We start from the raw sequence: 23,479 nt of genomic DNA on the forward strand, positions 1-23,479 counted from the left end.
TACAGGATTAGCGAAACACTATGGGACTGGGTGATCACCTTCGCCAGCAACTCGCCGCGAAGGCGTTGATGAGGCAGCTGGAGCGCGTGTCCGACGAGGCGCGCGAGCCAGGCGCGCCGCTCGCGTCGAACGGCACGCGCGCGGCGCAGGACGCCGCGCGCGCACAGCTGTGCAGCTTCGAAAGCATGCCGGGTTATCAGCAGGTCGAGATACTGCGGCAGATGGGCGACAAGCTGCAGGTGCGCTCGCCGTTCTTTCGCGTGCATGAGGGCGTGGCCGGCGCGACGACGCGCATCGGCGGCGCCGAGTATCTGAACTACGCGAACTACAACTATCTCGGCCTCGCCGGCGATCCGCACGTATGTGCGCGGTCGAAAGAGGCGATCGACCGCTATGGCACGTCGGCGTCCGCGAGCCGCATGGTGGCGGGCGAGCGGCCCGTGCAGCGCGAACTCGAAACGGCGCTCGCGTCGTTCTACGAGGTCGACGATTGCGTCGTGTTCGTCAGCGGCCACGCGACCAATGTGACCGTGATCGGCTCGCTGTTCGGTCCTGGCGACCTGATCGTGCACGACTCGCTCGCGCATAACAGCATCGTGCAGGGCGCGCAATTGAGCGGCGCCAAACGGCTGAGCTTTCCGCACAACGACTGGCAGGCGCTCGACGCACTGCTCGCGCGCGTGCGGCACGACTACCGGCGCGTGCTGATCGCGATCGAAGGCCTATACAGCATGGACGGCGACATTCCCGATCTCGCGCAATTCGTCGACATCAAGCGCCGTCATGCGGCGTTCCTGATGGTCGACGAAGCGCATTCGCTCGGCGTGCTCGGCGAGCGCGGCAAGGGCGTGCGCGAGCATTGCGGCGTGGCGAGCAGCGACGTCGATATCTGGATGGGTACGCTGAGCAAAACGCTGGCCGGTTGCGGCGGGTTTATCGCCGGCACGCAGGCGTTGATCGATATCCTGCGGCACCTCGCGCCGGGCTTCCTGTATAGCGTGGGGCTCGCACCTGCGTTGGCGGCGGCGTCGCTCGCGGCGCTCGAGCGTCTGATCGCCGAACCCGAGCGGGTCGCGCGCTTGCGCGCACGCGGGCGGCAGTTCATCGACGAGGCGCGTGCCGCCGGTCTCGATACCGGCAAGAGCGCGGGGTATGCAGTCGTGCCGATCATTTCCGGCAGCACGCTGAAGGCCGCGCAATGGGCGAACGCGATGTTCGCCGAAGGCATCAACGTGCAGCCGATCTTCTATCCGGCCGTCGAGGAAAAGGCGGCGCGCCTGCGCTTTTTCATCTGCTCGACGCATGAACCCGAACAGATCAGCCGCACGATCGTCGCGCTCAGGCGCATCGCTCGCTAACCACACCGCAACAATCAAACACGGGGCAGCCTGTCATGTATGCCGTAGATCCCGCGCGCGCGGACTCGCCAGATCGCGAACACGAACCGCCCGCGCTGCGCTGTCGTGCCGCGCGCGCCGGCGATGCCGAAGCGTGCGCGCCGCTGATCTTCGCATCGGGCGTGCGCGAATTCGGTTTCTTTCTCGGCGAGCCAGCCGATGCGTGCACCGAGTTTCTCGCGTTTGCGTTTGCATCGAAGCTCGGGCGCTTTTCGTATCGACGCCACCGTGTGGCCGTGACTGAAGGCGACCAGCCGGTCGCGGTGCTATCGCTCCATGACGGACGCAACACATGGTTCGACGATCCGCATGTCGCGCTGATGCTGCTGCTGTTCTTCGGCCTGCGCCGCACGGTTCGCATGCTGTTGCGCGGCCTTGTGCTCGAAAGCGAGTTGCCGGCACCGAAGTCGTCGCAGACGTTGATCGCCCACTGCGCGACGCATCAGCGCCTGCGCGGCACAGGCGTTTTCAGCGCGCTGTTTGCGGATGCGATGCGCGCGCGGGAGTTGATGAATTCGCAGACTCGCGCGGCGCATGGCGAACACTATCGGCAACAGCTCGTGCTCGACGTGTTGGTGAGCAACAAGCGCGCATACGCGCTGTACCGGCGTCTCGGCTTCGTCGAATTGCCGCGCCGCGCGCCGCTTTCGGCGCGCTTGCCGCGCGAGCTCAAGTCGGTGCGAATGGAGTGGCTTGGCAAGCAATAAGTGGCGCGGAAAAAAAGACGGCCAGCAACGGACGACGCAAGCAAGACGCAGATGCACGATGCAGTCGATTGATAAGACACAAACGAGGACCTGAAATATGCACATCCATCCCGTAATTCTTTGCGGCGGCAGCGGCACACGACTGTGGCCGATGTCGCGTGGCGGCTACCCGAAGCAGTATCTGGCACTGACCGGCGAACACACGCTGGTCCAGCAAACCGCGTTGCGCCTGCGCGGCATCGATGATGTGACCGCGCCGATCGTCGTCACGAACAACGAGCAGCGTTTTCTTGTCGCCGAGCAACTGCGCCAGGTCGACGTGGGTTCGTCGCGCATCGTGCTGGAAACGGCGAGCCGTAACACGGCGCCGGCCATCGCCGTGGCGGCATTGCTCGCGTTGCGCGACGCGCCCGACGCGTTGCTGCTCGTGCTGCCGTCCGATCATGTGATCGCGGGCGAGGCCGCCTTCGTCAAGGCGGTCGAAGCGGCAGCACAGATCGCGAACGACGGACGTCTGGTCACGTTCGGCATTGCGCCGACCGAGCCGCATACCGGCTACGGTTACATTCGCGCGGGCGCGGCGCTGATCGAAGGCACGCAGACGTTCGCGGTCGATTCTTTCGTCGAGAAGCCCGATGCCGCGACCGCTCAGCGCTTCATCGATGAGGGCCGCTACTACTGGAATAGCGGCATGTTCATGCTGAAGGCGTCGACCTATATGGACGAACTGCGCCGCTACGAGCCGGACATCGCGCGTCAGGCCGAGCTGTCGTTGCACAGCGCGCAGCAGGATTGCGATTTCGTGCGCCTCGATGCCGAGGCGTTCGCCGCGTGCCCGAACCTTTCCGTCGACCACGCGGTGATGGAGAAGACCCAGTGCGCGGCCGTCGTCGCGGTCGCCGATCTTGGCTGGAACGACATCGGTTCGTGGACCGCGCTCGCCGACATCGCCGAGCGGGATGCGCAGAACAACGCGCTGATCGGTGACGTGCTGACCGACGCGGTCAGCAACTCGTACATTCGCGCCGAGCATCGGCTCGTGGCGGCGATCGGGCTCGAGAACGTCGTGATCGTCGAGACCGCGGACGCGGTGCTGGTCGCGCATCGGGACCAGGCGCAGGACGTGAAGAAGATCGTCGCGCAACTCAATGCGATGGGGCGTCACGAGTCGGTCACGCATCGTCGCGTGGTGCGGCCGTGGGGTTCTTATGAAGGCATCGATAGCGGCGAGCGCTTCCAGGTGAAGCGCATCGTCGTCAATCCGGGCGCGCAGTTGAGTTTGCAGATGCATCATCATCGCGCCGAGCACTGGATCGTCGTCAAGGGCACCGCGCTCGTGACGAACGGCGACAAGGAAATCATGCTGACCGAGAACCAGTCGACCTATATTCCGCTCGGCGTCACGCACCGGCTGTTGAACCCCGGCAAGATTCCGCTCGAGTTGATCGAGGTTCAGTCGGGCGCTTATCTCGGGGAGGATGACATCGTGCGGTTCGAGGATACGTACGGGCGCGTGGCGAAGGTTTGACGCCCTACATCTAACCTCTCCGCCGCATCTCGGAGGCCAGCGGTCGAAAGACTGATGGCCTTTTTCATGTGCGCCGAGCATGGGTCAACACTTGCGGTGAAAGTCCCATCGCAAGTTGATCAAAGCGAGCGAAGCAAAACGCGGCTGAAAAAGGACAGCCGATTGTGGTGAGGAAGCGGGGAGCGGATCACTCCCGGCATGGCTTACTTCAGGTTTGCCCCGCGTGCGTTTCAGCGCGATTCAAGCGATCCGGCATCGGTGCACAGCTCAAGATTTTCCATTGCACGCAAGTGAGCCAACATCATCTCCAAATCCATTTTCAAGGCGTATGACATTCGTGGCGTAATCGGCAAGACGCTCGACGCCGAAGCCGCGCGTTCCATCGGTAGCGCATTCGGCAGTGAAGTGCGCGCGCAGGGCGGCGACGCGGTCGTGGTCGCGCGCGACGGACGCCTGTCCGGACCGTAGCTGATCGGTGCGCTGTCCGACGGCCTGCGTGCGGCCGGCGTCGACGTCGTCAACGTGGGCATGGTGCCCACGCCGGTCGGCTACTTCGCGGCAAGCGTACCGTTGAAGCTCGCGAGCGGCGAGCGTCGCGTGGACTCGTGCATCGTCGTGACCAGCAGCCACAATCCGCCGGACTACAACGGCTTCAAGATGGCGCGGCGCGGCGCGGCCAATTACGGCGAGCAGATCCTCGCGCTGCACCAGCGCATCGTCGACCAGAACTTCGCCGACAGCAGCGGCAGCTACACCGAGTACGACATCCTCGAAGACGTGATTCGCGCGCTGAAGGAAACGGATGCCGAAACCGGCTTCGCGTTCGACGGCGACGGCGACCGCCTTGGCGTCGTCACCAAAGACGGCCACAGCATCTACCCGGACCGTCAGTTGATGCTGTTCGCCGAAGAAGTGCTGTCGCGCAACAAGGGCGCGCAGATAATTTACGACGTGAAGTGCACGCGCAATCTGGCGAAGTGGGTCAAAGACAAGGGCGGCGAGCCGCTGATGTGGAAGACCGGTCACTCGCTGGTGAAAGCGAAGCTCCGCGAAACCGGCGCGCCGCTGGCCGGTGAAATGAGCGGCCACGTGTTCTTCAAGGACCGCTGGTAGGGGTTCGACGACGGCCTGTACACCGGTGCGCGTCTGCTCGAAATCCTCACACGCGTCGCGGACCCGAGCAAGCTGCCGAACTCGCACTCCACGCCCGAGCTGCAAGTGAAGCTCGAAGAAGGCGAGAACTTCGAGTTGATCGCACGTTTGCAGCAGAACGCGAAATTCACCGGCGCGGACAACGTCGTGAAGATCGACGGTCTGCGCGTCGAGTATCCGGACGGCTTCGGCCTCGCGCGTTCGTCGAATACGACGCCGGTCGTCGTGATGCGTTTCGAAGCCGACAACGACGCGGCGCTCAAACGCATCCAGTACGACTTCCGCCGCGTGATTCTGGCGGAGAAGGCCGATGCGAAACCGCCGTTCCGACGGCTGATGCGGCGCCGCGCTTCGAAGTTCGTCAAGACGGCTCGAAGCGCCGCCGCTACCGAACGCGGCGCCGGTTGCCCTACCGCGCCGCGTTTTTCATGTCTTTTATATGTGACGCACGCCCGCTGATGATCTGAAGGCGTTGGCCTACGAAGGGAGACCGGTCCGGAAGATGACGACTGATTCAGGATGGTCCGCCTCAAACACTGGCTCCGTGAGCCGATCCGCTTCATATGCCAATTCGTCGCCCGCAGCCGCCACCCGAAGTGCACAATACCCGGAGGCCCACACCGAACCCACACGCCAGGGAGCACGCATGATCCGGCCCAAACTCATCGAATACTGCGACGCGTGGCCCGAAGTCAAAACTGCGTGTACGGGTCAGATCACGTAGCTCCTGGACCGCCGCCGGCGGAACGAAGCTTGAACGCTGCTCGTGCAGATCGAGACGACACGTGGGTATCAGTCGTTCCTCGACGGGCTTCGTCTGGCTGGGGGCATCGACACCTCCTCTGGAGGCGGCGACGAAGCTGGCAAAAGTGAAGGTCGAGTACACGGGCGGCACGACGATCACCGAACGCGTGACCTGACCCGGAAACGGGGCAGGTGAACTTGCCGCCGCGCCTGGAATCGCTGCTGAAAGTCATGGAAGAGACCGAGTGCTCACCAGCGTTCGAGCTTCATTTCCAAGGGGTCGTCTTGCCGGTCGTTTTTAATCCGGGCGGAACCCACAGGGTCAAGGTCCCGGTCGAGCTTCAACAGGGCTTCGAACAGGTGCTTCGTGCCGTCTTGTATCCATCAAAAGACCAACGTCATCAGAACGGCCGATACATGCATACATTGTCTGCGGCATCTATCGGCGGTGCGGTCGGATACGTCCACGCTGCTGCTGCGCTCGACATGCCGACTATTCTGGGCGCAGTAGGCCTGGGCGCACTTGGGATACTATTGTGGTACGGTGGACTGGTGGCGATGAAAGGAGATTGAAATGGTGGCAAACATCATCACTCTCGTTGTTGGCGTGGCCATTGCAGCTTTTTTCATGTGGACGGGCGAAAATGGCCGGCGCGCCGATCGCGAACGCGAGTGGGGCAAACGCGACTGAAAAATTGGCCTTGCGCTGAATTGCAGGTATAGGGCTGCACCCTTCGGGGGAGCGGCTTTTTTTCGTCTTTTTCGACCATTGAGCGCGCCTTCGGGCGCGCTTTTCTTTTTGTGAGATCAAAAATGAACCATGCATCCGTAAAGCCTGTGGGCTACCGGCAGTCCGTTGCCGTTGCCTCGGCGACCGGAAACGGAGGCGTCGTTGCCGCGATCGCCGGCGCACGCGCCGATGCGTTGCCGTGCCATCAGCGGCTGGACGTCGAAGGCAAGACCGTCAGCCAAGTCTGTTCGTTGCTCTGCAAGGTGTTGCGCGGGACGGAGCTTGAGCCGGAGTGGCTCGTGGCTGCGAACACGCTCGGCGATCCCAACGAGGCAACCAGCGGCGCGCGCATGGACCGGATCTGGCCCGCGCACAGCGTCTGGAATCGCGTGGCTGTCTACGTTGACATTGGCAGATCCGAGGGCTAGATCGTCCACGTCGACTGGATAACGCGCACGGAATTGCCGGACGTTGTCGGCCGCGGATTCGCCATGATGCCGCTTCTGCGTGCCAAGGTGTTCGTTGCAGATCGGGCATGGCAACTCGCGCGCTTCATCGCCAACGCGATCGACGTCGCTTAACGCCTTTTTCTCGCGTCGCAAGGCGCAACCGTCATTCAACCCTTCTGCGGGCACTCGGCCCGACAAGGGAACGATTGCCCGTTTTTTCTGTTCCGGAGCAATCGTGTATCAACTTTCCTTCGCTCGTCTTTCCCCCTCCATCGGTACGCTGCTCGAAGTACTGGCAGTCTTCAGAACCGACGCTCGCCTGCTTGAGCTTGAATCGTCAGAGATCGTGCTGCAGCACGGCGGCCGGCCCGTTCAGGTGATCCGCCACAACGGAGCACTCACGGTGCGCAGGCCTGGCACTGCCCGCGACGTTTTCCTTTCCCTGATCGATGAGGTCGACGGCGCCTACTTCCGGCCAGACGGCGTTCTGCAGGCTGCATGGCAGATCCGACGTTCACACTGGAATCTGCTGTATGACGCGTTCGACCTCACATCTAAACCCCGCCTGATTTTCTCGTCCGAGCAGGTCGAGGCGGCGGCTGATGCGCGAGGCCGTCTCGACCTCTTCGAACTGGTGCAGTGTGAATGCGAGTGCCGGTTCGGGTTTCGCTATGCGGGGCCTGAGTACGGTCGCACCCGGCATCGCAACGGGCGGCATGAAGTTCACGTCGCGTACGCACTTGCGGAAGGCTGGGCTGTTCCTGAATCGGTGCTCTACGAGTATCAGCCCGTGTGCCAGCATCGGGGGCGTTCATATAAATTATGTTGGCCGGCGCTCATCTTGTTTGACGCGCGGCACCAGCCAGTCCGACAGCGCTAACACTCGCTTGGTGGTACTGCAGAAGCTCTGCACTTCATGATGTTCTGGCGCAGACATAAAACGGACGCAGGCGACGATGATCTCCTTATGTATGTCCAGTCCGGCGCAGCGCGGATAGAGCACTTGCATGCTGCCCTCCTGCAAGATCGAGAATGGCGGCGGCGACAACCCTCCTTATTGGATTCTGGTAAGCGTGCTCCGGCAGGGCGACACCCACCGTCGGGCACAATTCGGGGTGCTCGCAGGGTTGCAGGTCAAACTCTCAAGCAGGCTCAGTGCATCAGATAATGAGCCGACCTTCGCGACCGCTGCTTCGTGTTCTTATTCCTGCCCAGGTCCGGCTGCAGTGGTCGTTCGCTTCATCCTTCGGTGTCGGGCAGAACCCGATGAATCATTCCCAAGAATTGGAGCTTCCACCAAACCGTGGGCGGTTCACTTGGCTGGCGTCGAGCTCATTCGGGCTCCTCTAAATTTTATTTTCCATGCACCCTGATGACGTTGTCTGGCGCAGGCTTGACTTTGCGATTTTGTGTAAATACTGGGTTAGCGAATGTCCTCTGGAAAGAGGCGATCGCTAACCTCGTTAATCAGGAGAGTTCAGATGACGTTTGATGAAACGCCTCGATGCAAGCGCGGCGGCAATCTCGTGTGTACTGACTGTGAATGCATTTTTGAGATGCGCGCGCATGGACGACACGAAGGGCGATGCACCGTCAAATACGCGATTGCCAAATCCACAGAAGATAGAGAGATCAAGGGGGCAGTGCGAGGCTTGCATTGCCGACGTTGCATGGTGGGATGCGTCGACGAACCCGACAATTGGCTAGCTTCCTATGTCCGTACGAAGCTAAGAGCGATGGCGGCCGATGGATTTTCGGTATCCCGCCACACCGCTGAGCTTACCGCGCACGCGTTGCAGGATCATTTCCTTTGGGAGACGGATGCCGTGCTAAAGCGAATCCTCGATCTTGCAGCCCTAAGGTATTTGCGTGATGGATCGAGCACCATCACGCAAGAGGACGTCAAGCTAGCGTTGCGCCTTGTTACTGATGACGGCCGGCGTCCCATGTGAACCTGCACTGGTCGCAGTTGTGTCCGAATCGATTGGCGGCTACGACGTGCGACGAACCTAAAACGCTCCGATCATTGAGGCAACCGGCGGCGCCAACCTCACCCAGCCGGTGCCGCCACACATTCCCGCAATGCCGGAGTCGTAATCGCAACCTGCTTCGATGCGCATCTGGATCGAGCAGCCGATTCCGCAATCCTTACGACGCTACCCGCCTGCGGCAGTGTTAGTCCTTCGGGCTCCGAAAAAAGACCGAACTCGACAGTCGGGTTCATCCGAACAAACATACCCGCATTCGCAACGAGGCAGGGACCGATGAGCGCTTTCGGGCGACGCGCATTGGGCGAATCCTGTGCAGGACGGGGCGATCACGTGTATTAAGGCTAAGCTGAACAAGCCACTAAATCGGCGACGTGTCAGCGACTTGAACGTCGCCAAGTCATGAGGCCGAGCTTAAGCCATTGCTTTTCGGCCCTCGCGGGCCTGTTGGGCGGGCACTTTGCCCGCCTTTCGCCCACTATGGGCGTACCGGTGCCATCAGTTTCTTTCGCGACAGGTAGACGTTCGCCAGCGCGAGCGCGACGAACGCCCGGTTGGCGTTCTTTGCCAGCCCGCGATAGCGCACCTTGGTAAATCCCCACAGTCGCTTCACGACCGCGAAGACATGTTCGACTCGCGCCCGGATCTTCGACTTGTTGCGGTTCTTGCCCCGTTGCACTTCGTCGACTTCGCCGCCCGCACGGCGCGTGCGCTGATTGGTGAAGTCGCGCGCCCTGGGCGCCTTGCTGTGGATCAGTTCCTTCTGGCTCGCATAGGCGCTGTCGCCGTAGACGCGCCGCTCCTGCCCGTGCAGCAATTGCGGCAGTGGATGCTTGTCATGCACGTTGGCCGGCGTGAGCACCGCGCTGTGCGCCAGACCGCTCTGGCTGTCCACACCGATGTGCAGCTTGGCGCCGAAATACCATTGGCGACCCTTGCGGGTCTGATGCATCTCGGGGTCGCGCGCCTTCTGCTCATTCTTCGTCGAGCTCGGCGCGCCGATGATCGTCGCGTCCACGATGGTGCCGCTTTTGAGCTTCATGCCGCTGGCCTGCAGCACCCGGCCGACTTCGGCAAACAATTGCTCGCCCAGTTTGTGCGTCTCCAGCAGGCGCCGGAATTTGAGCAGCGTCGTCGCGTCCGGTACGGCTTCACAACCCAGGTCAATTCCGGCAAAGCGACGCAGGCTGGCGCTGTCGTAGAGCGCTTCTTCGCAAGCGAAGTCGGCCAGATTGAACCAGTGCTGCACGAAGTGGATCCGCAGCATGCGCTCCAGACCAATTGGCGGGCGGCCATTGCCGCGCTTCGGATAATGCGGCTCGATCACCGCGCACAACTGCGACCATGGCACGATCGCATTCATCGTGTCGAGAAACTCGTCGCGCCGCGTGCGTTTGCGGTGGGTCTCGAAACCCGCACCTTGATCGGCTGCCATCGCCAGCGTCTGCTGCTTCATCCTGTTCTGCCTGCCTCTTTAAACACGACCTATATAACGCGTGAAGTACCAACTCGGTGGACTTGATCAGCATTGCCTTAAGTAAAACTCGATGCAACTGTTCCGGTGTGGCGCGAGCGCACAACGAGTGAAAACTTCCAATGCCGCGAAATTGCCGTCGACTGTGCGTTGGCGAGGGATAGAAAATCGTGGCAGGTTCGACGCGACAACAAGAGTCACCCTGTGAGGGCAAAAGAAAGCTGGTTCGTTCAATCCGAAGGCCTATGGTCATCGCGAAATTGGCGTTCTGTGTCCCGCCACCTTGCGAGAAACCGCGCCGCTGGGTTGGACGAAGGTCGAATGGGGGTGTGAATTCAGAGCGAGAAACCCGCCGAGCGGCGGCGGGCATCCCTCACCAGAGTGGCGCTTCCTGGCGCAGTCGTGCTTTCAGGCGCCAGGCGCGTCCGCGACATTGCCAGCGTAAGTGGTCAATGGGGTCGCGACGTTTCATGAGTGCGACGCGCCTCCTGCACCAGCGACACGATATCCGCATCGAGTTCCGCGGTCATGATTCGGGAGAGCGCGCTGGCAACGCCCGCTCGCGCTACGGCCTTCCTTGTGTCGCAATATATATTGACAACGCATCCCTGGACGAAGTGGCGGCCCTCAAACGGATGGACCACGCCGGGACCACTGTATTGTTCAAAGAATCCATGAATTCGTTGCGTCAGCAGAATGTCGATTGGTAGGTGCGGGAAAGGACCATCGCGGCGGGTGCTCATGATTAGCGGATCCTCAGCGATGGCATTGAGCAGGAACTCGAGCGAAATTGCGTCGCAGTTTCCGTGAACAACCCCGTTAGGGGAGACGGGCAGCATCGACTTCAAAGCCAAGCTTCCCCACGGGGTAGTGCGATGCCAAACGGCGGCGCTTTTTAACTTCGCGTGTCGACGCATGTATGCGGACGTCATGCGTAGGGACTCGGCCCCGGTCGCCCACCGATACATATGCGTCTCATAGTCAATGCGCCGCGCCAGGCGCGCTAGTGCGCTGTTTAGAGCGATGGCGTCGGTGAGCAGTGGTGGTAACGGCTCACAGCGAAGGCTGAGAGCCCGAGCGACAGATTCTACAAGGGCCTTTTCAGTCTCTGTCATCCGATGGAACTGATTCATTGTAATTTCCCTATAGTTCAATGGAGCAATGTGAGGGCCAGCTGATTCAACTGCACGGACGTCGGCAGCGCAATGCCAATACGGGCGCGATGGTAGTGCTCTCATGTCTCGAATGGCATAGGTACGCAGTCTTCGGCAACCAAAAGCCAATTTGCTGCACGGACCAACAGGCCCTGAGCGGAAGTGGGCCGTCGATCCGTGTTGACCAAACTCCCTTAATCGAGCGTTGTCGGCTTCGTCCGCTTCCGGTTCGTGGCTGGGACCAGTTCGGCACGCCACTCGTCCTGCGAGATGGCTGGTATTCCGAGTGCATCGGCTACGCGTTTGAACGTATCAGCCGCATCCAGAAGATCGCGCTGTGCGATCACCTTGTGGGCTAGCGCGTGCATGATTTTCTCCGGCGCACCGTTGAGCCGCGCTTCAGTCAGTTCTGTTTCGAAGTCGACTGCGCGGTTCAGGACGGCGGCGATCGGCATCTTGAATTGCTGCGCCTTCGCAAAAGATGTTGATACAGAAAGCGTAGCCTCCGGCGACACCGCGATGCCTGCTTCCCGTGCATAGTCAACGACTACCCGGTAGCCATCCTCGATGGCGGTGTTTGCTGGGGCGTCGGTACAGAGGATCCGGATGCAGGATGGCGCTACGCCCGCTGCACAAATAGCGCCAAGCGTTTCTACGGTAGCCTGCTGTGAGGCTGCGTCCGGTGACGTCGAGACAATGATCGTCTTCAGTTCGGTGAGGACGGTACGCCTCGCCTGAATGAATGCGACCGTTGCCATCCGATATTCAGGTGACACATCGATGATTCCCCCGCGCCGCGAGGTCATCAAGGTGCAGTAATGATCCTGAAGTGCATTTTCAATGTCCGTCAAATTTTCGTTGCTCACTTGCTCGCTGGTCGCACCGAGCAGGCTCGGATTCAGGAGCAAGCCTCCCGTCCGTGCGTGAAGAATCTGCGCTGCCGAAGTTTGCGCGGCACTGTTCGAGCTTTGAAAGTGAGCCACAATCAGATGAGTCATGGTTGTTCCTTCGATAGATGTAGATGGAGAGATGAAAAGCGTTGCGGACGACATTGCCTAGATGAGGGCGTTGGCGGCGCGAGCCGTATCCTGTGCGCACGCTTCGCGCTTGGCCCGGCGTCTGCGACTTCGGGCGAGTTGCGAGGATTCGAGCGGCTGGTAGGTTCGTAAGCGAAATGCGTCCCACTGTCGGTTCTCGACGGGTCGACGAATGCGTGGGATCACGACGGAGCGCAAAATCTTTCCGTTGCGCCCTGCGTGCAGGCAGACAAGAAGGACCGCGCTAAGCGCAACCAGGGCGTCATCGACGTGGCAGTCCCGGTGGTCGAGATAGCTCGCGTACGCACGAAACGTATCCTCCGGAATATCAAGGATGGAAGCTGGCGACAGACCGTGTGAGCGCAGGAAGTCTTCAAACTGCAACCATAGTGGCAGCAGCGTTTCGATGGCCTTTTTGCTGCTGTACCGATTAAGCGCTGCGCGAGCGTCCCCGGTGAGTGGTGATTCAAGCACGTTGTCTTGCTCCTTTACAGGTGTTCATGTTGTCTTCGTTATTTGATACGCATTACAGATTAATATGATTTGTGCGCGATTCCTTTCCCTCCATGGTTGATTTGAAATCGCCGTCCGCGCACCCGCCCTCGTCGTCTGGGTGCGGCGCCGTTGCCTTGAGATTGATCGTCTGGACGACCTGTTGTCGACGTCTGCAGATTCTTCGTTCGCTGTCTGGGAACGAAGTCGCTCGGCAGCTGAATTTTTTCGGGGAACCGGTGGCGGATCTGCCAGCAGTAGACCTCGAGGATCATCTTCACACGCGACGGGCCGTGTCCAAGGCGGTCGGATAGTTGAGTCAGTACATCGACGGGCGGTACGCCGCGATCCAGTGCGGCGTTCGCGAAGTCGACGGCATACGTGAGTCTCAGGCTGTGACTAGCAAGCTCCCGGCGCATTGGCAGTTGATCAAAGCGCGACTTAAGGCGGGATTTGGCGCTCTTCAGATCGTCATGGCAGCCGCTCACGAGCTCAAAATCGCGCTCGCGGCAGTACGCCAACGCTGCGTTGATGGCCTCGAGCGTTTCGTCGACGTGATCCGCAAGCACTTCGGTGCGACGCGGTCGCGCGTTCTTGGCGCCCCGCTCGATAGGCAGGCGAAGATCGCCCTGCAAGATCAGTTCTCGCCAGGTTTCCAGTGACTTACCGCACATGAGTGCTTCGCGCATGCGAAGTCCAAGCCAACGCATCAGTCGAATCACGTGTACGACGCTGTTATCCAACGCTTGTGCCGCGGCGAGCAAGTCGTTGAATTCCTGCTGCGTGCGCGCGCGATGTCTGCCATGTCGGTCCCGTCGCTCAAGCTGGAGGTCCCGGCTGTTGGTTGAACGGGACATGTCCTGTCCGGCCGTCGCCTGTATCACTGAGAGCGACGCCCGATAGTTCGCGAGCGTGCCGGGTTTCATGGCCCCCGCAACGAGGAACCAGACAAAGAACTCGAGCATCCAGTCTTCCGCTTCACTGACTGTTTCCAGCGTGTGACCAATCCGGGCTGCAAAACGCGAAAACTCGCTCCAATGTAAGCGACGCTGCTTCTGTGAGTCCTTGCTTCCGCCAGCTTCGCGGCTCATCTGTGCGGCATGGTTGACGCCTCTTGATCTTCGTCCCATACGTTTTCTTTCCTGTGGCCGGTTGTTCCGCCTCTATCTGGACCTCACGCGCGGGGCGGGACGCGAATGAGGACACCCTTTTGCCATCGGCTGCGATGGCGACGTGCCTCCCAAGAGGACACGTAATTGAGCGGGATCAACGAGGGCGCGACGTTGATCAGCTGTGTGATTCGAAAGTGCAAGAAATTGAGCAGAGGCGGTTTAGCTGAGGGTCCCCGGTTGGCACCGGTGGAAAGGTCTGCGCGCTTGGAATTGAGAGCCCGGGGCCGGACGAACACCGCGCGTCGCATGGCGACGCATTCGATGTCCAACCGCATTCGTGTGCATGCAGCACGTGGGCGTTGACGGCTCGTGTGAGGGCGAGCACATGTGGGCGGAAACTCGGGTGAGCAAGTCACGTCGAGCTCGCGTTTGAGGGCGAGGAAATGTTTGATGTGCGCCAGAGCGGCGCGTCGCAGACCGAAACCATCGATGGGCTCGAGTAGCTCGAGCGTCTCAAAGATGCAGAGGAAGCGTACGATTATTCGCAAGCAGACAATCGGCGCATGCTAATAACCACGGTCGCACCGGGAACCAGCTCAATCGCCTGGATAATCCGCACGACAGAGTGCTCTGTCACGCTCCAATGGCCAGTCATTCGGCCGACCTCTGCATCAGGTGATGCATGCGATGGATGTCGGCTTAGCCCGAATTCGTCCAGATGGACGCGGGCGGGGTCGATGCGTCGACGGCGCTTCGGAAGTCCGCGCTCGTTGACAGCACAAGCAGTAAGAACACGGGCAGTTCAGGCCGCGTGCTTTGTCATGGTGATGTGCTGCGAACTGTAGCCAGAAAGGTGGATTTCGCTGGACAGACTACGAGAGCCGTGCCCGGGGCGTTCATCGATGCGTCGGAGACGCGTAGAAGCTGATTTCGCTGGACAGACTACAAGAGCCGTGCCCGAGGCGTCTTAAAAATGCCCTTCCAGCAATGCAAGGGAGCTCGACCGAAGTCGTCACTATTGCAGGGTGCCAGTCAAGCAATTGGCATGAATACCATGCCGAGTCGTTGCGTCAGAGACGCGCAAAGTGGAGCAACATTACCATAGTCTTTTGCGGTTGCAAATCGTGATCATCTGATTTTTTGAGACTTATGAAAAAGCACGCGATTTTTTCACATAAGGCATCGAGAGACGCCAAAAAACAAGCGTCTTTCTGATCTTAACCCCGATCAGCAGGAGCGGTAATAACGCCTAGACGTCCGAACCGCCTCCGAGAATCGCGCTCAACTCAAAGCGTCGTTTGCAGCCAGAACGAACCGGTCGCGGGAATCCTAACGCGATATCCGCACTATGCCGCCCCCCATCTTGCGATCAAACAATCGTGCGAAAGATGCAGTGGGCGTTTGGATCGCTGACAAAAACCTCACGGGAAAATCTTTGAAGCGGAGCGGGTTTGCGCAGCATCTCGGGAAAATTTGTATGTTTAGTCAAGTTGAATCGATGTATTTCTGGCTGTGGATTGACACGTCGTCCGCATCCACCAAAGCGCGAGAATGGCTGGGTGAAGCGATTTAAGCGACAAACTCTATTAATTTGGCAATTTTCCGGAGCACGCGGCTCCATACGATATCGACGCCTGGGCGCCCAAGTGGCGAAGCTGCATGAGCGCATCGGTAACCTGCGCCGCGAATTCCTGCACAAGGAAACCACGCGCATGGTCAAGGCGTCCGCGGTACTCGCGACTGAGGAGCTTGGCCCACAGAATATGAGCCGTTCGGCCAAAGGCACGCAGGAAAAGCCCGGTCGGATGATCAGGCAAAGGGCCGCGCTGAATCCCGAGATTCTGTCGGCCGGATTGAGCATGGCGCACAACATGCTCGCGTACAAAGTGGTAGAGACTGGTACGCGGCTGCATGTGGCGAACACGCGCCAGTTAAAACCGTCGCAACGCTGTGCCGCGTGCTGGGAGATTGTGCCCAAGACGCTCGCCCAGCGCACGCATGTGTGTCCGCATTGCGGGCACACAGCGCAACGCGACCACAACGCAGCGTCGGTCCTGCTGATCGATGCGCACACGCCAGGAACTGGCGTGGCGGCGAGACCGAACCCTCTGTCGCGGCAACGCGCCAGGTCAAAGTCTGCGACCCGCGAAACCCCCGCTACAACCGCGAACGAGATTGAGCGGCGGGAGAGTTCATCAACTTCTGGAAGTACATCGCGCAGCATCCGCCGACCCTCGCGCGCACATGGAGCAGCCAGAAGGAAGTGATGGCGCCAGGCGCGCTCAATCCGCTCGTCAAGGAATTGCTGTACGTCGCGATCAGCGTGACCAACAACTGCGGCTATTGCGTCGCGAGCCACACGGCCGCGGCGCGTCGCGCCGGCATGACCGACGAGATGTTCGGCGAACTGCAGGCAATCGTCGGAATGGCCAACGAAACGAACCGGCTCGCGGTCGGCTATCGCGTGCCGATCGATCCGGCCTTCGAGTAATTGCACGATACGCGCGGGGCGGCCCGGTCGTACCGACCCGGGCCGCATGCTTGCGCCGTCGTACACAACGGCGCGAGGCCTCGGGCTTACAGCGGCACGATCTTGCCCGGCCCCGGATGGCAGACCGGCGTGTAGACCGGCCCACAGCCGAAATGCACCGGCTCGCAGGGGTTGTAATGGGGCGGGTTGTAGTGCGGCGGCTTTTCACCGTAACACGACGGCGGATATTCGCGGGTGAAACACGAGTGGCCGCCGCGCACGGACTGCGCAGCGGCGTGGTCGAGTTCGTCGCAGCGCGACAGGTCGGCAAGGGTCAAGTTCGACATGATGAATCTCCGGCAACGTTGGATGGGTATCGAGCGCGCAAATGCTTTGCGCCCGGTCGTTCCAGTTGCACGCACCATGCCATGCGGCGGGATTCAACGTCTGTGCTGGCTCGAACGCTGATCGACCGTATCTGCGCAGTCGAAAACTGATCGGCGTTGGCCAACTTGCGGCAAGCCGGTGTCGTTCAACCGCCAACACGTCGGTCGATCAGCGCGTGCCCCATCCCGCGAGCAACGCCGGTAGCTCAGCCATCTCCCTGAACACGTGCACCGCGCCCGCGCCATGCAACGCGGTCGCGCTGCTATGGCCGAGGTGCGTCGGGCAATAGCCGAATACCGTCGCGCCGGCCGCGACGCCCGCGGTCGCGCCCGTCACCGTATCCTCGATGACCGCGCAACGTGTCGGTTCGACGCCGAGTGCCGCGGCCGCGGCGAGGTAGACGTCGGGAAACGGCTTGCTGCGCGGCGTTTCGTGGCCGCTGAAGATGCGTCCGTCGAAGCAGTCGAGGATGCCGGCCTTCACGAGCTGCAATTCGATCTTGATGCGATCCGCGCCCGACGCCACCGCGATGCGTCCATTCAACGTCTGCTGCAGCGCGCGGACCGCGAAAGGCGCGCCGTCGATCGCGCGCAACTCATTGTCGAGCGCCACGTTGCGACGCGCGCGGAACTGCGCCAGCCACCCGGCCGTGATCGCGAAGCCGGTGCGCGCCTCGATCAACGCGGCTTCGTCCCTGACCATCTTGCCGACGAAAATGCGCATCGTCTCTTCGACGCTCAAATGCCAGCCGAGCTCGCCGAGCATCTCGGTGAGCACGCGGTTCGTGATCGGTTCGGAATCGACGAGCACGCCGTCGCAGTCGAAGAGCACGGCGTCGAAAGGAAAATCGGCCATCGGGGAGGGTAGGGATAAGGTCGCGGACCGGCAAGGATACCGCACCGGGCCGCGTGCCGCAGCCTGGAAGCTGCAGCGGCGGCGTCCAGCGCGGCTGCTCAGTCCTTGTACCCGTCGCTCAGCGTCTTCATGAACGCGATGATGTCCTGGATGTCTTGATCGGTCATCGCGGGCTGGTCGCCGAACTTGCGGTCGAACGGCGCATCGGCCACATCCACGTTCGCATGGTATTGCGGCGGCAGATCGTCGTACTTCTGCACCTTGCCCGACGCATCGCGCGGATAGATTCTGTCCGGCGACGTATTGCGCAGGTTGTAGAAGTCCAGCACCTGCTTGAGGTCGTGATACACGCCATTGTGGAAGAACGTCTTGCGTTCGGCGGCATTGCGCAGTGTCGGCGTCAGGAACATGCCGCAATACTGCGTCTGCCTGGCCATGTCGGTCCGGAAGGGCCCACAAATGCCCATGTCGTAGAAGTTCGGATTCCTGTTCGGCGCAAGTTCGCGATTGCGCGGCACGCCGAGCGCTTCATACTGCGTGTCGGTAAAAAGAGGTGGAAGGCCGTCCGACGTCGGCTGGCTCAGGTGGCAACCCGCGCAATTGGCCTTGTCCTTGTCGTTGAACAGACGCAAGCCACGTAGTTCGGCTTGCGTGAGGCGTGCACGTCCTTCGAGCCAGGCGTCGTATTTGCTCGAGAATGGATGGAACGCCGGGTCTTCGAATTCATACCGACCGATCGCGAACATGGCTTCCGACACGAGCAGATTGGGATCGTTGACGACGTGCGGACCGAAAAGTTGTCTGAGCGTATCGATGTGCTTCGAGTGCCTTAGCTTGTCGGCAACCGAAGCCAGATCGGGGTTCGCCATCTCGACCGGGTTGGTCAGCGGCCCAAGCGCCTGGTCCTGCAGCGTGCTTGCCCGGCCGTCCCAGAAGAGTCCCCCTTGCGGCACCATAGCCGGCGCGGCAGGCGCAACGCCCGCGGTTTTCTGGGCGCGCTGCACGCCTAGCGCGGCCGAGGCCTGCGTATCGAGGCTGACCGGTGCGGCGTCGGTATCGCCCTGATCGGGACCGATGCTGAACGGCGCCTGGCGATACAGGTACGCGAGCGATGGCACCGGCCGATAGCCCGCTTCCGTCATGTGAAGGCCGCCCGGTTGTACCGTCAGGGCGTTGGGAGGCGAGAAAGCGTGCGCGGCGCTGTGGCACGACGCGCACGACTGTTTGCCCGACGCCGAAAGCGACGGATCATTGAACAGGTCCCTGCCGAGTACCGCGACCGCGCTAAGGGGCGCGACGGGGGGACGCAGGAGCTTGACCGGATGGGCGTTGAGGCCCGTCAGATTCTCGACCGTATCGCCGATCGCCGCGGGCATACGCTCGGGATAGATCAGCGCGTAGCCAACCAGAGCGGCGCCCAGCAGCACGATGCCCAGCACTATCCAGAGGATCAGGCGACGCCGCGTGCTGCTCGCAGCGCGAGGGGACGGGGCGCTTGCGGTGGGTAGTTGCGAAGACAAGGTGGCGTTCGAACGACGATTCATGGCGATAGCGGTAGGCAAGCTGAACTGCAAACAAGCACGTCGAGCCACCGTACCGGCTAGCTCGACGTCATCACTGATTGACGGGCATCAACAGCTCCGTTCCCTGAACGTCACACCGCGTATTTCTCTGTGCGGCAGAACGGACGGATAAACGGTGGCTCCTTAGTTCGTTGCAGGAGGAGCCGACAGCTTGGTGCCAAGGTTCGTGTCGAGGTACAACGCCGGCGTTTTGCCACCGTTGGTGAAGTCGAACAGCGAGGCGATGCTCCCCGTCGCCGCATCGTGCGATCCGTTGCCGATGCGGGTGCCGCCGAGCCAGTTGTCTTCGATGAACCTGACAACCGAAGCCTGAGTGATCGCCGTGTGGTCGACGTAGTTGCTACGTGCGTACGGCGAGATCACCAGAAGCGGAACACGCGTTCCCGGGCCGCAACGGCCGTTGACAGCCGCGCCTGTCACGCCGACGCCTTGCTTGGCGCCCGTTGCGTTGCAGGTGCCCGCGCCGTTCAGCTGGTCGGCGGTGGCGTCAAACGACGAAGTCGTCGGCGTCGCATAAGCGTGGTCGTACCAGCCATCCGAATCGTCGTACGTGATGATGATGGCGGTGTTCTTCCAGTCCGGCTGTTGTTGCAGGAAGTTGACGACCTTCGTGACGAACGCCTGCTCGTCGATCGGATCCGAGTTGCCCGGGTGCGCATCGCCGACGGCCGGTGCCTTCAGGTAGCTGACCGACGGGAAGTTGCCCGCCGAGACGGCCGTGAAGAAGTCGTTGACGTCGTATTGATGGTGCACCGGCGTAGCCGTCGAATCGAGCGGGTCGGTCTGTCCAATCAGCGCGGTCGACGTCGGGCGCGTGTGCGCCAGGTTGGCCGTCGTAGCGTAGTACTGGAACCAGTTGTGGTGAGGTACGTAGTCCGTCTTCGTTGCGCCGAGGACCGACGAGTAGGTACTGCGCTTGCACGCCGTGGTGCCGTTCGAGTTGGTGGCGCTCAGGTCGAAGCCGCCCATGAAGCCGCCCCACGTAATGCCTTTCGCGTTGAGGAGGTCACCGATATTTTTGTTATTCGAGCTCAGCGTGGCCTGGCCGCTCGACGTCGAGGTGTTGCACACGTCCCCGGTCGGGTCGGAATCGCCGTTCATCGTGAAGCTGCCCGCGCCGTCGGCAATCACGTTGTCGCCTTGAGCGGCACCGTTGGCAGGAATAGCGCCGTTGGTCTGGCCGGAAACCACCTCGAGCGCGCCCGGTGTCGACGGACCGTACGTGTCGGTGTACATGTTGTCGCTCATCGCGAAGTTCTGCGCGTAATTCCACAGCGCGGTGACCGTGTTGCCGTCGAAATAGCCCATCACGAGACCCGGCGTGCCGAACGTCGAACCGCTGCCGGCGCTGTTGTTACCCGTGTACTTGGGGAACAGGTCCGCCGCGCCATTGTCGTAGGCGAGCTGTTCCTTCATGTAGTCGTGCGACTGGCCGTTGGTGTTGGCCTGGCTGCGGTCGAGGCGGAACGGATTGATACCGCTGCCTGCGGAGGCCGCGTTGTTCGCCGTGTTCAGGAAGTTCGGGTTGCTCGTCAGAAGCGAATTCTGATTCAGATTGTTGATCTGGGCCGGCGTGTTCGCCGCCGTGAACGCCGGTTCACCGGCCGGGTTCTGCGCGTTCGGATAGGTGCCGAAGTAGTGATCGAAAGAACGATTCTCACCGAAGATCACGACGAGGTGCTTGATCGGCGTTGCCGTGGCCAACGCGTCCTGGGCGGATACGGTAGCAGCCGGTGTGGAGCTGGCCGGCGCGGATGCAGTCGAAGGAGAGCTGACGCTGCTGTTTCCGCATGCGCTCAGCACGAACAGTGCGGCGGCAAACGGAATGGGCAAAAGGGCTTTACGAAACATTCTTTGGTGGCTCCACATTCGCGGTCCAGCCCTTCCATCGATAGGTGTGAACGGTGCTGGAAATTGTTGTTAGAAGCGTAACGGCCGACGCCATTGATTGCAGCCCGTGCATTGGACCATCAAAAAATGAACGTTTTCGGGCAATACGCCGACTATTGCCTTTCGTGAGCCCGACTGTCTTCGTGCTTTTTTGCCAATAGCGCGACGGATTTCTTCCGCTGCCGCGTTCAAGTAGAAACGGGGCCGTCCAGGGCGCCGACTTGTTCCAGCTTTGAAGGGAGAAATCGACATGAACACCAACCGCATCGCTCGTCTGCTCGGTTCCACGCTGAGCGCCGCGCTGTGCTGCGCGGCCACGCTGACCGCCGCGCCCGCCTCCGCACAAGTGATGATCGCGCCGATGGCACCGCCGGCGCCGCGCGTCGAAGTCGTGCCCGCGCCACGGGACGGCTATGTGTGGGATCAGGGCCGCTGGCGCTGGGAGCACGGCCGCTATGCGTGGGTGCCGGGTCACTGGCAGCCGGTGCGCGTCGGCTATCACTGGGTGCCCGGGCATTGGGCGCAACGTGGGCCGCACTGGCGCTGGATCGAAGGACATTGGGCTTGAACGAGGCTTGCGATGAAAACACTCGTGATGATTCTGCTGGCGGCCTCGCTCGCCGGCTGTGTGGTCTATCCGGCACGCCCGGCCTATTACCGGCCGGCGGTCGTCGTATATTGACCGCGTACGTGATACCTGGCCGGATAGCGGCGTAGCGGCACGACAACATAACGACACGACAGCTGAAGGAGCGGCGGCAAGTGAACGACGTTGATCCCGTGATGCGGTCCTCACGCGAAAGCGCGCGCGTGATGTCGCGACCGAGCCGCACGCCTTGAGCGACGCACCACCCGATCCGGACGCCGAGCTGATCGCGCGGGTGGGCCGCGCGGAGCCCGGCGCGGTCCGCTCGCTGGTCGCGCGCAAGCTGCCGCGGCTACTTGCGCTCGCCACGCGCATGCTCGGCGATCGCATGGAAGCGGAAGACGTCGCGCAGGAGGTCTTCGTGCGAATCTGGAAACAGGCGGCGCGCTGGCGTGAAGGCGAAGCGAAGTTCGACACGTGGATGCATCGGGTCGCGCTCAATCTTTGCTATGACCGTCTGCGCGGCCGGCGCGAAGACCCGAGCGACGAACTGCCCGATTCGGCCGATCCCGCCGCGCCGCCCGACGCACGGCTCGAAGCACGTGCCGACCACGCGCGCGTGCGCGCGGCGCTCGCCGCGCTGCCGGCGCGACAGCGCGAGGCACTCGTGCTGACCTACTACCAGGAGATGTCGAACCTCGACGCTGCCGCCTTGATGGACGTCAGCGTCGATGCGCTGGAGAGTCTGCTGGGCCGCGCGCGCCGCAATTTGCGCGCTCAACTGGCCGGCAGCGGCCTTAGCAAGGACAAGTCATGACGCCCGAAAGATTCCATCAGATCGTTGCAGCGTACGGCGCCGACGCGCGCCGCTGGCCGGAGCGCGAACGCGAAGCCGCGCAGGCGTGGGCGCGCGCGCATCGCGACGAAGCCGATGCGGCGTTGAGCGACGCGGCCAGCCTCGACGCGTGGCTCGCCGCCGACGAGCTCGAGCCGCCGAGGCTCGAACTGCAGCGTCGCATCATCGACCGCGCGCCGTCCCGACGCCCAGCCGCGCGCCGGCGTTTGTGGTGGTCGGGCGCGGTGGTGGCAGGTATCGGCCTGCTCGGCGGCGTGGCGGGGGCGTTCGCGGTGTCGTTCTTCGTGCTGACCGAGAACGCGCCGGTCGTGCATGAATCCTCGTATCTGACTTCGAGCTTCGGCGGCAGCTCCGCCGATTGGAGCGGCGAATGAACGGGCGCTCGTGGAAATTTGCGCTGCTGGGCTCGGTGGTGCTCAACGTGTTTCTGCTCGGCGCGATCGCCGGCGGCGCGTATCAATGGTTCGCCGCGCACGGTGCGAATCCGCCGGCGGCGGCGCAGGACCGGCGCGCGCTGCGGTTCGCCGCCGAGCCGCTGTCGGCGCAGCAGCGGCAGGCGTTTATCGACGGCCTGAAGAGCGCGCGGCGCGACGGCCGCCAGTATGCGCGCGATGCTCGCGAAGGGCGTCGTGAGGTGCTGCGTCTGCTGGCCGCGCCGAAGTTCGATCGCGCCGCACTCGATGCCGCGCTCGCGCGCACGCGCGCGGCCGACGTCAGCCTGCGCGCGATGGTCGAAGCGAGCGTCGCCGATTTCGCGGCGACGCTGACGCCCGAGGAGCGCGTCGAATTCGCCGAGAGTTTGAAGTTGCGCGGGCAATGGCGCGAAGCGCAGCCGGCGCCGAACGCGAAAAAACCGGCGGCGAATGCCGCTTCGAGCGAATAAAAAAT

21 protein-coding genes and 4 pseudogenes are annotated in these 23,479 nt (G+C 61.9%); 15 read left to right on the forward strand and 10 right to left on the reverse strand.

The window, feature by feature from the left end; genetic code table 11:
- Positions 1-20: 20 nt before the first annotated feature.
- The 8 genes and pseudogenes from OKW39_RS42280 (at position 21) to OKW39_RS42315 (ending at position 7,587) form a co-directional block, all read left to right on the forward strand.
- Positions 21-1,358: an aminotransferase class I/II-fold pyridoxal phosphate-dependent enzyme gene (locus OKW39_RS42280; RefSeq protein ID WP_429565397.1), complete on the forward strand. Its 1,338-nt coding sequence runs from the start codon at positions 21-23 to the stop codon at positions 1,356-1,358.
- A gap of 35 nt (positions 1,359-1,393) precedes the next feature.
- On the forward strand, positions 1,394-2,104 hold the full coding sequence (locus OKW39_RS42285) for a GNAT family N-acetyltransferase (protein WP_429565398.1): 711 nt from the start codon (positions 1,394-1,396) through the stop codon (positions 2,102-2,104).
- Between the two features lie 97 nt (positions 2,105-2,201).
- On the forward strand, positions 2,202-3,632 hold the full coding sequence (locus OKW39_RS42290) for a mannose-1-phosphate guanylyltransferase/mannose-6-phosphate isomerase (RefSeq protein WP_429565399.1): 1,431 nt from the start codon (positions 2,202-2,204) through the stop codon (positions 3,630-3,632).
- Between the two features lie 300 nt (positions 3,633-3,932).
- Positions 3,933-5,111: pseudogene (locus OKW39_RS42295) on the forward strand (phosphomannomutase/phosphoglucomutase); the annotation flags it as partial.
- Positions 5,112-5,569: 458 nt separating this feature from the next.
- Positions 5,570-5,704 (forward strand): hypothetical protein, encoded by a 135-nt coding sequence (locus OKW39_RS42300; RefSeq protein ID WP_429565400.1) that lies wholly within the window; start codon positions 5,570-5,572, stop codon positions 5,702-5,704.
- A 16-nt stretch (positions 5,705-5,720) separates the two neighbouring features.
- Positions 5,721-6,101 (forward strand): hypothetical protein, encoded by a 381-nt coding sequence (locus OKW39_RS42305; RefSeq protein WP_429565401.1) that lies wholly within the window; start codon positions 5,721-5,723, stop codon positions 6,099-6,101.
- 240 nt (positions 6,102-6,341) lie between these two features.
- Positions 6,342-6,686: a hypothetical protein gene (locus tag OKW39_RS42310; protein WP_187638360.1), complete on the forward strand. Its 345-nt coding sequence runs from the start codon at positions 6,342-6,344 to the stop codon at positions 6,684-6,686.
- Positions 6,687-6,942: 256 nt separating this feature from the next.
- On the forward strand, positions 6,943-7,587 hold the full coding sequence (locus OKW39_RS42315; RefSeq protein ID WP_429565402.1) for a hypothetical protein: 645 nt from the start codon (positions 6,943-6,945) through the stop codon (positions 7,585-7,587).
- On the opposite strand, the pseudogene OKW39_RS42320 reads toward OKW39_RS42315, so the two are convergent.
- Positions 7,567-7,716, reverse strand: a pseudogene (locus OKW39_RS42320) (IS110 family transposase); the annotation flags it as partial. The gene OKW39_RS42315 and the pseudogene OKW39_RS42320 sit on opposite strands and share 21 nt — an antisense overlap.
- A gap of 472 nt (positions 7,717-8,188) precedes the next feature.
- Between OKW39_RS42320 and OKW39_RS42325 the strand changes: the two are divergent.
- Positions 8,189-8,659 (forward strand): hypothetical protein, encoded by a 471-nt coding sequence (locus OKW39_RS42325; RefSeq protein WP_429565403.1) that lies wholly within the window; start codon positions 8,189-8,191, stop codon positions 8,657-8,659.
- Between the two features lie 514 nt (positions 8,660-9,173).
- Here OKW39_RS42325 and OKW39_RS42330 read toward each other — a convergent pair.
- The 5 genes from OKW39_RS42330 to OKW39_RS42350 form a co-directional block, all read right to left on the reverse strand.
- The gene (locus OKW39_RS42330) at positions 9,174-10,151 is read right to left on the reverse strand and encodes an IS5 family transposase (protein ID WP_429565404.1); all 978 of its coding nucleotides are present in this window, start codon (positions 10,149-10,151) and stop codon (positions 9,174-9,176) included.
- A 467-nt stretch (positions 10,152-10,618) separates the two neighbouring features.
- Positions 10,619-11,017, reverse strand: coding sequence for a hypothetical protein (locus OKW39_RS42335; protein ID WP_187637821.1), 399 nt, complete (start codon positions 11,015-11,017; stop codon positions 10,619-10,621).
- 500 nt (positions 11,018-11,517) lie between these two features.
- The gene (locus OKW39_RS42340; RefSeq protein WP_429565405.1) at positions 11,518-12,321 is read right to left on the reverse strand and encodes a hypothetical protein; all 804 of its coding nucleotides are present in this window, start codon (positions 12,319-12,321) and stop codon (positions 11,518-11,520) included.
- Positions 12,322-12,378: 57 nt separating this feature from the next.
- Positions 12,379-12,834 (reverse strand): hypothetical protein, encoded by a 456-nt coding sequence (locus tag OKW39_RS42345; RefSeq protein ID WP_429565406.1) that lies wholly within the window; start codon positions 12,832-12,834, stop codon positions 12,379-12,381.
- Positions 12,835-12,893: 59 nt separating this feature from the next.
- On the reverse strand, positions 12,894-13,982 hold the full coding sequence (locus tag OKW39_RS42350; RefSeq protein ID WP_429565407.1) for an integrase domain-containing protein: 1,089 nt from the start codon (positions 13,980-13,982) through the stop codon (positions 12,894-12,896).
- A gap of 1,853 nt (positions 13,983-15,835) precedes the next feature.
- Between OKW39_RS42350 and OKW39_RS42355 the strand changes: the two genes are divergently transcribed.
- Both OKW39_RS42355 and OKW39_RS42360 read left to right on the forward strand, forming a co-directional pair.
- Entirely contained in the window at positions 15,836-16,231 is a 396-nt protein-coding gene (locus OKW39_RS42355; RefSeq protein WP_429565516.1) for a zinc ribbon domain-containing protein, read from the forward strand.
- Positions 16,162-16,455: pseudogene (locus OKW39_RS42360) on the forward strand (carboxymuconolactone decarboxylase family protein); the annotation flags it as partial. The gene OKW39_RS42355 and the pseudogene OKW39_RS42360, both read left to right, overlap by 70 nt.
- A gap of 86 nt (positions 16,456-16,541) precedes the next feature.
- On the opposite strand, the gene OKW39_RS42365 reads toward OKW39_RS42360, so the two are convergent.
- The 4 genes from OKW39_RS42365 to OKW39_RS42380 form a co-directional block, all read right to left on the reverse strand.
- Positions 16,542-16,781: a hypothetical protein gene (locus OKW39_RS42365; RefSeq protein WP_429565408.1), complete on the reverse strand. Its 240-nt coding sequence runs from the start codon at positions 16,779-16,781 to the stop codon at positions 16,542-16,544.
- A gap of 208 nt (positions 16,782-16,989) precedes the next feature.
- Positions 16,990-17,676, reverse strand: coding sequence for an HAD family hydrolase (locus tag OKW39_RS42370; RefSeq protein ID WP_429348541.1), 687 nt, complete (start codon positions 17,674-17,676; stop codon positions 16,990-16,992).
- 98 nt (positions 17,677-17,774) lie between these two features.
- Positions 17,775-19,220: a cytochrome-c peroxidase gene (locus OKW39_RS42375; protein WP_429565409.1), complete on the reverse strand. Its 1,446-nt coding sequence runs from the start codon at positions 19,218-19,220 to the stop codon at positions 17,775-17,777.
- 162 nt (positions 19,221-19,382) lie between these two features.
- A complete protein-coding gene (locus OKW39_RS42380; protein ID WP_429565410.1) occupies positions 19,383-21,110 on the reverse strand; it encodes a phospholipase C in 1,728 nt (575 codons plus the stop codon).
- Positions 21,111-21,399: 289 nt separating this feature from the next.
- On the opposite strand from OKW39_RS42380, the gene OKW39_RS42385 reads away from it, so the two are divergent.
- The 4 genes and pseudogenes from OKW39_RS42385 to OKW39_RS42400 all read left to right on the forward strand — a co-directional run bounded on the left by OKW39_RS42385 (position 21,400) and on the right by OKW39_RS42400 (position 23,474).
- Positions 21,400-21,717: a YXWGXW repeat-containing protein gene (locus OKW39_RS42385; protein ID WP_429565411.1), complete on the forward strand. Its 318-nt coding sequence runs from the start codon at positions 21,400-21,402 to the stop codon at positions 21,715-21,717.
- Between the two features lie 244 nt (positions 21,718-21,961).
- Positions 21,962-22,552: pseudogene (locus OKW39_RS42390) on the forward strand (RNA polymerase sigma factor); the annotation flags it as partial.
- Entirely contained in the window at positions 22,549-22,965 is a 417-nt protein-coding gene (locus OKW39_RS42395) for a hypothetical protein (protein ID WP_429565412.1), read from the forward strand. The pseudogene OKW39_RS42390 and the gene OKW39_RS42395, both read left to right, overlap by 4 nt.
- The gene (locus OKW39_RS42400; protein ID WP_090805856.1) at positions 22,962-23,474 is read left to right on the forward strand and encodes a periplasmic heavy metal sensor; all 513 of its coding nucleotides are present in this window, start codon (positions 22,962-22,964) and stop codon (positions 23,472-23,474) included. The genes OKW39_RS42395 and OKW39_RS42400 overlap by 4 nt, the downstream gene beginning before the upstream one ends.
- Positions 23,475-23,479: the final 5 nt, after the last annotated feature.

The organism is Paraburkholderia sp. MM6662-R1 (genome assembly GCF_050436245.1).
Classification (GTDB): Bacteria; Pseudomonadota; Gammaproteobacteria; order Burkholderiales; family Burkholderiaceae; genus Paraburkholderia; species Paraburkholderia tuberum.